This is a genomic window from Dyella sp., assembly GCF_035508675.1.
Classification (GTDB): Bacteria; Pseudomonadota; Gammaproteobacteria; order Xanthomonadales; family Rhodanobacteraceae; genus Dyella_B.
In genome coordinates this window covers 1-11624 of sequence record NZ_DATJMN010000135.1, presented here as the reverse complement: position 1 = coordinate 11624, position 11624 = coordinate 1, and the positions used below count along the sequence as shown (strand labels likewise).

The 11624-nt window shown below is 63.2% G+C and carries 10 protein-coding genes; 1 reads left to right on the top strand and 9 read right to left on the bottom strand.

From position 1 onward, the window contains the following. From VMA74_RS07785 to VMA74_RS07770, 4 genes are all read right to left on the bottom strand, one after another. The coding region (locus VMA74_RS07785) for an Hsp70 family protein (RefSeq protein ID WP_325366068.1) at positions 1-542 on the bottom strand (542 nt) is incomplete at its 3' end. Between the two features lie 204 nt (positions 543-746). After that, positions 747-2354: a carboxyl transferase domain-containing protein gene (locus VMA74_RS07780; RefSeq protein ID WP_325366067.1), complete on the bottom strand. Its 1608-nt coding sequence runs from the start codon at positions 2352-2354 to the stop codon at positions 747-749. A gap of 145 nt (positions 2355-2499) precedes the next feature. After that, positions 2500-2874 carry a hypothetical protein gene (locus tag VMA74_RS07775; RefSeq protein WP_325366066.1) on the bottom strand — a complete coding sequence of 125 codons (375 nt, stop codon included), beginning with the start codon at positions 2872-2874 and terminating at the stop codon, positions 2500-2502. Between the two features lie 153 nt (positions 2875-3027). After that, positions 3028-4206, bottom strand: a complete 1179-nt coding sequence (locus VMA74_RS07770; RefSeq protein ID WP_325366065.1) for an acetyl-CoA C-acyltransferase — start codon at positions 4204-4206, stop codon at positions 3028-3030. A 220-nt stretch (positions 4207-4426) separates the two neighbouring features. Here VMA74_RS07770 and VMA74_RS07765 point away from each other — a divergent pair, with 220 nt between their 5' ends. Further along, a complete protein-coding gene (locus tag VMA74_RS07765) occupies positions 4427-7546 on the top strand; it encodes a S8 family serine peptidase (RefSeq protein WP_325366064.1) in 3120 nt (1039 codons plus the stop codon). A gap of 63 nt (positions 7547-7609) precedes the next feature. Here the strand turns inward: VMA74_RS07765 and VMA74_RS07760 are convergent, their stop codons facing one another. From VMA74_RS07760 to VMA74_RS07740, 5 genes are all read right to left on the bottom strand, one after another. Next, positions 7610-8767 (bottom strand): isovaleryl-CoA dehydrogenase, encoded by a 1158-nt coding sequence (locus VMA74_RS07760; protein WP_325366063.1) that lies wholly within the window; start codon positions 8765-8767, stop codon positions 7610-7612. Positions 8768-8898: 131 nt separating this feature from the next. Further along, positions 8899-9333 carry an excinuclease gene (locus VMA74_RS07755; RefSeq protein WP_325366062.1) on the bottom strand — a complete coding sequence of 145 codons (435 nt, stop codon included), beginning with the start codon at positions 9331-9333 and terminating at the stop codon, positions 8899-8901. Positions 9334-9356: 23 nt separating this feature from the next. Beyond that, complete coding sequence (gene fabG, locus VMA74_RS07750) at positions 9357-10085, bottom strand: 3-oxoacyl-ACP reductase FabG (protein ID WP_325366061.1); 729 nt, start codon at positions 10083-10085, stop codon at positions 9357-9359. After that, complete coding sequence (locus tag VMA74_RS07745; RefSeq protein WP_325366060.1) at positions 10078-10545, bottom strand: hotdog family protein; 468 nt, start codon at positions 10543-10545, stop codon at positions 10078-10080. Before VMA74_RS07745 ends, fabG begins: the two co-directional genes overlap by 8 nt. After that, a partial coding sequence (locus VMA74_RS07740; RefSeq protein ID WP_325366059.1) for a beta-ketoacyl-ACP synthase occupies positions 10542-11624 on the bottom strand: 1083 nt, incomplete at its 5' end. The genes VMA74_RS07745 and VMA74_RS07740, both read right to left, overlap by 4 nt.

Sequence of the window (11624 nt, the reverse complement as noted above, 5' to 3'; positions counted from 1 at the left end):
ATCTCCAGCACCGACACGTCGAAGGTGCCGCCGCCAAGATCGAAGATCAGGAAGCGGCTGCCTTCCTTGCGCTCCTGCAATCCATAGGCGAGGGCGGCAGCAGTAGGTTCGTTGATCAGCCGCTCCACCTTGATACCGGCCAGTTCGCCGGCCGCGCGCGTTGCCTTGCGTTGCGCATCGGAGAAATAGGCGGGCACGCTGATCACCGCTTCCCGTACTTTTTCACCTAACGCGGCTTCGGCATCAGCCAGCAGCGAGCGCAGCACCAGCGCGGATAATTCCTCCGGGCGGAAACCGCGTTGCCCGAGCTGTACCTCGCGTGCTGTGCCCATCCAGCGCTTGAAGGCCGCGACGCTGGCGCTGGGATGGCTGATCAAACGATCGCGTGCAGCGGCGCCGACCAGCATGTGGCCGTCGTCATCGACGCTGACGACAGAGGGCGTGAGGTAGTCGCCCAGCGCGTTGCGGAAGAGTTGCGGCCCTTCCTCGCCATAGCAGCCAACGAGCGAGTGCGTGGTGCCCAGATCGATACCGACGATCATGTGTGCTTGCCCCTGTACTTCCTGTGTGCGGCTTTGGCTCCCTCTCCCCTATCCCTGACCAGCGCCGAGGGGAGGATTGGGGGAGAGGGCCAATCTTGCCAGATACTTAATTTGTGCAATCAAAAGGTCAAAGCTGCCAGGCACGGTTGAATGCTTGCCGGGCCCTGCCCAACCCTCGCCCTCGGGCGAGGGTTGCATCGCATGCTACATGCGGAACACGCCATAACGCTGCGGCTCGATCGGCGCATTCAACGAGGCCGAAATCGCCAGCCCCAGTACGCGGCGTGTATCTGCCGGATCGATGATGCCATCGTCCCACAGCCGCGCCGTGGCGTAGTAAGGGTGCCCCTGGCGCTCGTACTGCGCGCGGATCGGTGCCTTGAAGCTGTCTTCTTCCTGCGTGCTCCACGCTTGGCCCGCCGCTTCCATGCCATCGCGCTTCACCGTTGCCAATACGCTGGCGGCCTGGTCGCCACCCATCACGCTGATGCGTGAATTCGGCCACATCCACAGGAAGCGCGCGCCGTACGCACGGCCGCACATGGCGTAGTTGCCGGCGCCGAAGCTGCCGCCGATCACCACGGTGAATTTGGGTACGTGCGAGCAGGCCACCGCGGTGACCATCTTCGCGCCGTCTTTGGCGATGCCGGCGTTCTCGTATTTCTTGCCGACCATGAAGCCGGTGATGTTTTGCAGGAATACCAGCGGCACGTTGCGTTGGTTGCACAGCTCGATGAAGTGCGCGCCCTTGAGCGCGGATTCGGAAAACAGGATGCCGTTGTTGGCGATGATGCCGACCGGATAGCCATGGATGTGCGCGAAGCCGCAGACCAGGGTTTTACCGTAGCGCGCCTTGAACTCATGGAACTCCGAACCATCGACGATGCGCGCGATCACCTCGCGGATGTCGAACGGACGGCGCGTGTCCTGCGGAATCACGCCGTACAGTTCTTCCGCCGCGTAGCGCGGTTCTACCGGCGGCTTTACCGCCAGTGGCATCGGCTTGCTGCGGTTGAGGCTGGCGACGATGTCGCGCGCGATGGACAGCGCATGCGCATCGTTCTCGGCGAAATGGTCGGCCACACCCGAGGTGGCGGTGTGCACGTCCGCGCCGCCCAGCGCTTCGGCGTCGACCACTTCGCCGGTGGCGGCCTTCACCAGCGGTGGGCCGCCGAGAAAGATCGTGCCCTGCTCGCGCACGATGATGGTTTCATCGCTCATCGCCGGCACATACGCGCCACCGGCCGTGCAGGAGCCCATCACCACGGCGATCTGCGCAATGCCCAGGCTCGACATGCGTGCCTGGTTGTAGAAAATGCGGCCAAAATGTTCCTTGTCCGGAAAGACCTCGTCCTGCAAGGGCAAAAAGGCGCCCCCGGAGTCGACCAGGTAGATGCAGGGCAGGCGATTCTCCAGCGCAACCTCTTGGGCGCGCAGGTGTTTCTTTACCGTCATCGGGAAATACGTGCCGCCTTTGACGGTGGCGTCGTTGGCCACCACCACCACCTCGATGCCGTGCACGCGGCCGATGCCGGTGATGATGCCGGCGGCGGGCGCCGCGTCGTCATACATGCCGTGCGCGGCGAGCGGCGAGAGTTCCAGGAAGGGCGAGCCGGGGTCGAGCAGGGCGCGGATGCGTTCGCGCGGTAGCAGCTTGCCGCGTGCGGTGTGCCTTTCGCGGGCCTTGGCGCCGCCGCCTTCGGCGCTGCGTCCCAGCTGTTGGTGCAGGTCATCTACCAAGGTGCGCAGGTTGGCGCTGCTGGCCTGGAAATCGGCGGAGCGGGGATCGATCTGCGAGGTAAGAACGCTCATGTGTCGCCAAGCTCGTCGGGGCAAAAACTGCAGATGATACCGGCAGTGGCCCGGGCATCATGACGATGACGATATTTATTCAGCGATGCCATAAAAAAACCGGCCGCCAAACGGCGGCCGGTTTCATGGAGCCTTGAGCGAACGATTAGTGCTTGTCGCCCGAAGCGCCCTTGGCGGCGTCCTTCGCAGCGGTCGCAGCCGACTTGGCAGCGTCGGCGGCCTTGCCGGCAGCCTGCGAAGCATCGGCGGCGGCGCTCTTCATCGCATCGCCAGCAGCCGGAGCGGCGGTGGACGCCGGAGCAGCAGCCGGGGCAGCAGCGGTGGATGCCGGAGCAGCAGCCGGAGCGGCGGCGGTGGAAGCAGCAGCGGCCTTCTGAGCCTGGTCAGCAGCCTGCGTGGCTGCTTGCTGGGCCTGGTCAGCCGACTTCTGTGCGTCCTGCGCGCCTTCCTGTGCGCCGTTGCTGCAAGCTGCCAGCAGCGCGACAAGCGCAGAGGCGAGAAGGGTACGCGTGAACTTCATGGTGGATCTCCTTAGCCGTGGAATGCCAATTTGGCGGATTATTAATAGCGCTTTCACGTTAACGGCGCTACCAGTTTTTGCTAACAACTTTTATGCCGCATTAAACCTGCCGAGGGGCGGACACCCCCGACTGGCAAGTCCAACGAGCGGAACTTAGTCCAGGCGCTCCACCGCGATCGCGGTGGCTTCGCCGCCGCCGATGCACAGGGCGGCCACGCCCCGACGCAAGCCGCGGGTCTTCAAGGCATTGAGCAAGGTCACCACGATGCGTGCGCCGCTGGCGCCGATCGGATGGCCAAGTGCGCAGGCGCCGCCATTGACGTTGAGCTTGTCGTGCGTAACGCCCAGTTCGCGCATCGGCGCCATGGCCACTACGGCAAAGGCCTCGTTGACTTCAAACAAATCGACGTCACCCACCTTCCAGCCGGCCTTGTCCAGCAGCTTGCTGATCGCGCCGACCGGTGCGGTGGTAAACCACTCCGGCTCCTGCGAGTGCGTGGCATGGGCCACGATCCGTGCCAGGGGCTTTACGCCGCGCGTCTTGGCGTCGTCGGCCGACAATAGAATCAGGGCGGCGGCGCCATCGGAAATGCTGGACGAGCTGGCAGCCGTGATGGTGCCGTTCTCTTTGCGAAAGGCTGGCTTCAGCGAAGGAACCTTGTTGATGTCGGAGCGGCTGGGCTGCTCGTCGGTATCGATCTGCAGGTCGCCCTTCTTGCCGGGCACGGTCACCGGCACGATTTCATCGGCGAACGCGCCGGAAGCCTGCGCAGCCTGTGCGCGCTTGACCGATTCGATGGCGAAGGCGTCCTGGTCCTCGCGGCTGAAGTGGTACTTGTCGGCGCACAGCTCGCCGAACACGCCCATGGCCTTGCCGTCGTAAGGATTGGTCAGGCCGTCCCAGGCCATATGGTCGACCAGCTTGCCGTCGCCGTAGCGGATGCCGCTGCGGGCGTTGACCATGTGCGGGGCGTTGGTCATCGATTCCATGCCGCCGGCCACCACCACGCCGGCCGACCCGGCCTTGATCAGGTCATGGCCCAGCATGATCGCCTTCATGCCCGAACCGCACACCTTGTTGATGGTGGTGCAACCGGTGGCCGGCGTCAGGCCGGCATGCAGGGCGGCCTGGCGGGCGGGCGCCTGGCCGAGGTTGGCCGGCAGCACGCAACCCATGATCACTTCGCTCACATCCTTGGCGGCGATGCCGGCTTGCTCGAGTGCGGCGCGGATCGCGGTGGCGCCGAGGGTAGGGGAGGGAACGCCGGTGAACTGGCCGAGAAAGGAGCCGATGGCAGTGCGCTTGGCAGCGGCGATGACGATATCCGACATGGGAGTCTCCAGGGGAGCATTTGGGCGCATCGCGCCGAGAAAGGATTTGCGAATTATCGCCGTTCTCACTGCTTAGCAGCAAATTTTCCGTTTCCGTGAGAAATCGCGCACCTGCGCCACTCGCAATCATGTAAATCAAACGAATAAGCTATGGGGGAATGCCGCCTCGGGGAGTGGTGGCATTCCTAAATCTTTTGGGGACAATTCTGGAGAGGAATCTATGGCAACTGGGATGCAGGCGTTGCGCCGCCGTGAAATAGCGTTGTTGGTCAGTCTTGCAGTGGGCTTGAGCGGCTGTGGCGGTGGGGGCGGCAACAGCAATGTAAGGGGGGCGGCAGCTGCACCATCTGCTCCGGCTCCTTCACCGGCGCCTGCTCCAGCACCTTCTCCGGCACCATCGCCTTCGCCGAGTTCGAGCGTTCCAACGCCGCCCATCGACGCGCAGCTGTCGCTGACGAATGCTTATGCGGCGCAAAAGCAAGGTTATACGGGCGCGGGCGTCACGATTGGTGTGGTAGACAGCGGCATCATGCGCTCCAACCCGACGGTGGCAGGGCGTGTGACGCAAGAGTTGATCTACGTCGATCCCACGCAGAACAACACCGCCGTCGACGATGTGGTGGGCCACGGTACCTGGGTTTCCGAAATCGCGGCAGGTACTTCGTTTGCGCAATTTCCAGGCGGTATTGCTTCCGGAGCGGATTTGGTTTCGGCGCGCATCATTTCCGATAGTGCGCCGGACGATAACGGTTCCAGCGCGCCTTCGCAGGTCACCAGTAGCGATGCGCTATCCCTGCAACAGGTCAATACGGATCTGATCAGTGCCGGTGTGAAGGTCATGAACAATTCCTGGGGTGGCATTACCTGGGATACCACCAATGCCTCGCTCAACGCGGCGTTCGATGCGGCGTATACGCCTTTTGTCGTCAACCACGGCGGCCTGGTCGTGTTTGCGGCCGGCAATGATTCGCAGGCCAATCCCAGCACGATCGCCGCGCTGCCTTACTACGCAAAAGACCCCAACCTGGAAAAAGGCTGGTTGGTGGCGGTTGCGCTGAACAGCAACAGTCCGACCCAGCTCGACAGCTATTCCAACCAGTGCGGCGTGGCGATGAACTTCTGCCTTGCCGCACCGGGCGATGTGATCGTGCTGGACAAGAACACCACCGCGAGCACCACCAATCCCAGTTACTACATCGTGGAGGGTACGTCGTTTGCCGCCCCGATCATCTCGGGTGCGGCAGCGCTGGTGTGGCAGGCATATCCGTATTTCAGCAACGATCTCGTGCGGCAGACCTTGTTGGGTACCGCAACGCCGATGGGCGTGCAGCCCAACCCTACGTTCGGTTATGGCGTGGTGAACATCGGCGCTGCGGTGAACGGGCCGGAGCAGTTCAACTGGGGCGACGTGGAGGTCGGCTTTACCGGCAACTCCAGCTGGAACAATCCCATTTCCGGCCTGTATGGCCTGATCATGGATGGCCCTGGCACGCTCAATCTGACCCAGGCTTCGACGTATCTTGGCAGCACGACCGTCAACGGCGGCACCTTGAATGCGGTTTCGCTGCTGTCCGGCTCAGCCTCCACGGTCACCGTCAACAACGGCACTCTTAATGCCGGATCCGTGTACGCCGGCAACACGGCAGTGAGCGGCGGCAGCTTGAACGTGACGACGTTCTTGGGTGCGAACGCGAATATCGACGTGACGGGCGGCAGTGTGAATGCGCCGCAAGTGAACGCCAGCCTCACGACGGTGAATGGCGGCACGTTGAATACCACTTCGCTGGTTTCCGATGTCAATATCGGTTCCGGCGGCACGCTGGCATTCAGTGGAAATTCCGGCAGCCTCATCCCGCTCGTTTCCGGCAACGTATCGAGCCAGGGCACGCTGGTGGTTGGCAGCGCCAACCTCAACATGACCGGCAACTACACCCAGAACGGCGGACGTCTGGCGGTGCCGCTGGGCTCGGCCTTGCAGGTCACCGGCAACGTTACGTTGCAAAACAGCCCGCAGTTGTACGTCTATGGCGCCAATGCCGGTTACGTCGCCAATTCGCATACCGTCGTGCTGTCGGCCACGCAAAACTTTACCGGTACTTTCAACCCCGCGGTGGGCACGCCTTCGTCGGTGACCTTGCAGGCGTCCATCGGTTATGACGCCACGGACGCCTACCTCAACGTACAACAGGTCAACCTCACGCAAATCACCGGGCTGCCTTATTCCGCGGCCAGCTACGCGGCAGCGGGGCGAGTGCAAAGCGCTTTCAACGCCATCAATAGCGCCATAGTGGGTAGTGCGCAGCCCTTGCCGAGCAGTTTCGTCAGCGCCGCCGCGGCCATCCAGCAGTCGCAGAGCACCGCCGCCTTGCAGCAGTCGTTGAACAGCCTCTCCGGCCAGATGTACGCCGCCAGTGCGGCGATGACCTTCGAGGCCATCGACGTCGACACGCGCGCGCTATCCGATCGCTTCGACAGCCTGCTGGATAACCCGCAAGCCCTGGAGCGCAGCGGCAAATTCCAGAGCTGGTCGCAGAACCTGGGCTACCAGGGCAGCCTCTCGCGCAGCGGATACGACAGCCTCGGCTTCCAGCTCAACGGCAGCATGGTGGGCGGCGACCGCATGCTCGGCAATGGCGCCGTGCTGGGCTATGCCATCAGCCACAGCCAGGGGCTGGGCAATCTGCAGCAAAGCGCCGATCAGGGTTTCAGCCGTGCGCTGGAAGGCATGCTCTATGGCGGTGTCGTGCAGGGCAACTGGTATGCGATGGGCCGCGTCGGCGTGGGTAGCGACTGGCAGAACACCCGCCGCGAGTTGTTGCTCGGTAGTCAATATGCCGGCGTGGGCAGCTTCAGCAACGGCACCTACGATGTGGCGTACAGCGAAAGCGGTTATCGCATCAATGCCGGAAGCTGGAAATTCACGCCCTACGCCGATCTGCAATATGCCAATGTGCAGCGCGACGGCTTCAACGAATTGGGTGGCGATGGTTTCGGCCTGAGCGCCAGTTCGCAGACGATCCAGCGTTGGCAGGCGGGCGTCGGCTTGCGCGGTTCGCGCCAGTGGCAACTGCGCAACGGCACCAGCCTCAGCCTGCAGGCCCGCTACCTATGGCAGGACGCGTTCGCCATGCACGGCACCGTGCCGAATGCCAGCTTCGCGGCCTTGCAGCAGTTCATGCCGATCAACGGCATCGGCTTGTCGCGTTACGGCAGCATCGCCGGCGTGTCGCTGAACTGGCGTTTCTCGACGCGCTCGCAGTTGTCGTTCGGTGCCGATCAGTACACTGCGCAGCGTGAGCACGCGACGATGGGAACGGTGAATTACAGCCTGGTATTTTGATGTAAGCCGCCGTGAGCCATTCCCTCCCTACAGGCAGGGAGGGAATGGTGGCCGCGAGGGTTGTCACTCCCGCCCGTGAAACAACTCGCGTCCGATCAGCATCCGCCGGATTTCATTCGTACCCGCGCCGATCTCGTATAGCTTCGCATCGCGCAGCAAGCGGCCCGTCGGGTATTCGTTGATGTACCCATTTCCGCCCAAAGTCTGGATCGCCTCCAGTGCCACCTGCACCGCATTCTGCGAGGCATTGAGCAGGCAGGCTGCCGGATCGATGCGTGACTTCACGCCACCATCGAATTCCTTCGCCACCATATAGGCAAAGCCGCGCGAACTTTGCAGCTTGGTGTACATGTCGGCGATCTTCGCCTGCATCACGCCGAAGGTGCCGATCGGTGCATTGAACTGCTTGCGCTCGCGCGCATAGGGCAGGGCGATATCCAGCGCGGCCTGCATCAAGCCGATCGGGCCGCCGGAAAGCACCAGGCGTTCGGTGTCCAGGCCGCTCATCAGCACGCGCACGCCTTCGTTCACTTCGCCCACGGTGTTCTCGGCGGGGATCTCGCAGTTGTCGAACACCAGTTCGCAGGTGTTGGAGCCGCGCATGCCGAGCTTGTCCAGCTTCTGGGCCGTGGTGAAGCCCTTCATGCCCTTTTCGACGATGAACGCCGTCATGCAGCGGCTGCCGGCGATGCGCGGCGCGGTACGCATGTAAACCAGCAGCACGTCCGCATCGGGGCCGTTGGTGATCCACATCTTGGAGCCATTGGCCACCCACACGTCGCCACGCTGTTCTGCACGGCAGGTCATCGAGCCGACCACGTCGGAACCGGCGCCCGGTTCGCTCATCGCCAGTGCGCCGACATATTCGCCGGTACACAACTTGGGGATGTATTTGCGGCGCTGCGCGTCGTTGCCGTTGTGGAAAATGTTCTGTACGCACAAGTTGGAGTGCGCGCCATAAGAAAGACCCACCGAACCGGATGCACGGGAGATTTCTTCCATCGCCACCATGTGTGCCAGAAAACCCATGCCGCTGCCGCCGTAGGCTTCCGGTATGGTGATGCCAAGCAGGCCCATGTCGCCCATCTTGCGCCACAGATCGTGCGGGAACAGATTCTCGCGGTCGATGTGGTCGGCGCGCGGTGCGATCTCCTTTTCAGCGAAGGCAGACACGCTGTCACGCAGCAGATCGATCTCTTCACCGAGCGGGAATGGACGCATGAGGAACTCCTGGGTAAAGGGGTTTGGATGCCAGGAATTGTAGCGCAGGGGTCTTTTCAGGCTCTGACGCGGCGCATCAGCAAGGCGCGCATGCCAGCCCTTCCCCTGTCAGCAGGGGAGGGGCAACGGCATCATTGCACTTTCGCCAGCTTCCCTTTCATGATCACGCCGGACATCAAAAAGCCTACGTGGCATTCGTATTGCGCGGGATCGCGATATTCGTTGCCGTAATCGCTGACGATATCGACCACCGCATTGGCCCCGGCCGCCTTCGCCTGATCCTGCAGCGCGATCAAGGCCGATTGCAGCGCCCAGTCGCAGGTTTTCTGGTCGGCTTTGCCGAAGGCGTTGGTCTTGCGATTGACGCTGACATCGCTCTTGAGCACCGTCACCTGGCCCTGCGGCGCACTTCCGGCCAGATAGAATTTCACCGTGCCGTCCAGTTTGCCCGATTGGGTCGCTGCGGCGACGGCATTGGCGAATGGGAAATGCACGATCTTGTCCCCGGCGAAAGACAAACCGGGTGCGCACAACAACGCGATGGCAACGAGCATTTTTGTCTTCATGGCTTCTCCTTGATGTATGATGTTCAGCACAACCCGCCGTTTACCGCGAGCACTTGCCGCGTGATGTAAGCCGCTTCCGGGCTCATCAGGAACTGCACGGCCGCAGCGACTTCATCCGCAGTGCCGGCACGCTGCATCGGTATCACTTTCAGAATCTCTTCCAGCGGCAAGTCGGCGCTGGTCATGTCGGTATCGATCAAGCCCGGCGCCACGCAATTGACGGTGATCTTGCGCTTGGCCAATTCCACCGCCAGCGCCTTCGCCGCGCCGATCACGCCGGCCTTGGCAGCGCTGTAGTTCACCTGGCCGCGATTGCCGATCAAGCCCGATACAGAGGTGATGCATACGATGCGTCCCGCCTGGCGGCGGCGGATCATCGGCATGATGATCGGGTGCAGCACGTTGTAGAAACCATCCAGGTTGGTGCGCAGCACCTGGTCCCAGTCCTCGTCGGATAGGGCCGGAAACGCACCGTCGCGCGTGAGCCCGGCGTTGCACACTGCGCCGTAATACGCGCCATGTGCTTCAACATCGGCTTGCAACGCAGCGGCGCATGCCGGGCGATCGGCAATGTCGAATTGCAGCACGCGCGCGGCGCGGCCTAGCGTGCGAATCGCAGCGGCCACCTGTTCGGCTTCCTCGCGACGGCTCCGGCAATGCACCACGACATCGTAGCCCGCTTGCGCCAGCCGCCAGGCAATGGCGCGGCCGATACCGCGGCTGGAGCCGGTCACCAGCACTGTGTCAGCCATGTGGCGTCTCCCTGGATTCCTGATTGAAAAAAGCCTCCGCATCGGGCGGGCTGAATACATTCAAGCGTGCTTCGGCTTGGATGCCGGGCGCTTCGATACGGCAATGGAATACGCCCATGCCTTGTTGGTTGTGGAACTCCCGCGCCGCTTCCACGCGCAGCTGCGCGCCGGCCGGAAAGGTATCCACATTGCACGCATAGTGCCGCGTGCCGAGCAGAAAACCCAACTGCACCGGCCGCTGCTCGGCGCGCGCGCAGCAGCCGGCCCAGGCAGCGATGGCTTGTGCCATCAGTTCCACGCCGACCCACGCAGGCATGCTGCCGTCGTCCTCCACGAACAAGCCGCCGGCGCGGATGGTGCGCGTGCAAACGATGCGTTCGCGCTCTGCTTCCACGATGTCATCGAGCAGGATCATCGCGCCGGCATGTGGCACGACCTCGGCGATCGGCCAGGGCGTCATGCGGGATCTCCCACGATCAACGCTGCATTGTTGCCGCCAAACGCGAACGAGTTGCTCATCAGGTAACGCCTTCCGCCGACCGGCAGATGGCTGCCGGCGCGGGTGAAACATAGCGCGGGCAGCGCGGGATCGGCTTCGCCATCCCACACATGCGGCGGCAAGCGGCGTTCGGCACGCGTGTCGGTCAAGCTCAGCCAGCAGAACGCCGCCTCCAGTGCACCCGCGGCGGCAAGCGTGTGGCCGGTGAGCGACTTGGTCGATGAGCACGGCACTGCAGGGCCGAACACGCAGGCGACGGCCTGGCTTTCCATGCTGTCGTTATGCTCGGTGGCGGTGCCGTGCAGGTTGATGTAATCGATCTGCGTCGCCTCCAGCCCGGCGTTGCGCAAGGCATCGTGCATGGCTTTGCGCGCGCCGGCTCCCTGCGGATCGGGTGAGGACATATGGTATGCATCGGAACTGGCACCGCCACCGAGCAGTTGCACCGGGCCGGCTTCGCGCGTCATCAGGAACAGCGCCGCCGCTTCGCCGATGTTGATGCCGCGGCGATGCCTGGAGAACGGATCGCAGCGTTGCAGGTCCACTGCCTCCAATGCATGAAAGCCGTTGATCGCCAGGCGGCACAGCGTATCCACGCCGCCGCACAGCACGGCATCGCATAGCCCCATGCGCAGCAGGCGTTGCGCGCTCATCAACGCGCGTGCGCCCGACGTGCAGGCGGTGGAAATGCCATAGCAAGGGCCGGATAGTCCCAGCCATTCGGCCAGGTATTCCGCGGGGCCGCCGAGTTCCTGGTGCGAATAGTGATAATCGGCCGGCCACGCGCCATCGCGCCGATAGGCGGCGATGCCGTGGGTGGCTTCCTCGATGCCGGTAGTGCTGGTGCCGAGCACGACGCCGATGCGCGCAGAACCATAGCGCGTGATCGCGGCGCGGATGTCGGCGTCGATCTCCAGCGCTGCGGCGAGCAACAGGCGGTTGTTGCGGTTGTCGCGATGACGCAGTGTGTCGGGTACGCGCGGCAATTCCGCGCGCACACTGCCCAGTGGTGGTGCGTGATGCGGAATCCAGCCGCGTTC

Coding starts and splice junctions, on each gene's coding strand:
- VMA74_RS07775 (WP_325366066.1), bottom strand. CDS start 2,874: ATGAAGTTCACGCGTACCCTTCTCGCCTCTGCGCTTGTCGCGCTGCTG.
- VMA74_RS07755 (WP_325366062.1), bottom strand. CDS start 9,333: ATGAAGACAAAAATGCTCGTTGCCATCGCGTTGTTGTGCGCACCCGGT.
- VMA74_RS07765 (WP_325366064.1), top strand. CDS start 4,427: ATGGCAACTGGGATGCAGGCGTTGCGCCGCCGTGAAATAGCGTTGTTG.
- VMA74_RS07780 (WP_325366067.1), bottom strand. CDS start 2,354: ATGAGCGTTCTTACCTCGCAGATCGATCCCCGCTCCGCCGATTTCCAG.
- fabG (WP_325366061.1), bottom strand. CDS start 10,085: ATGGCTGACACAGTGCTGGTGACCGGCTCCAGCCGCGGTATCGGCCGC.
- VMA74_RS07760 (WP_325366063.1), bottom strand. CDS start 8,767: ATGCGTCCATTCCCGCTCGGTGAAGAGATCGATCTGCTGCGTGACAGC.
- VMA74_RS07745 (WP_325366060.1), bottom strand. CDS start 10,545: ATGACGCCCTGGCCGATCGCCGAGGTCGTGCCACATGCCGGCGCGATG.
- VMA74_RS07770 (WP_325366065.1), bottom strand. CDS start 4,206: ATGTCGGATATCGTCATCGCCGCTGCCAAGCGCACTGCCATCGGCTCC.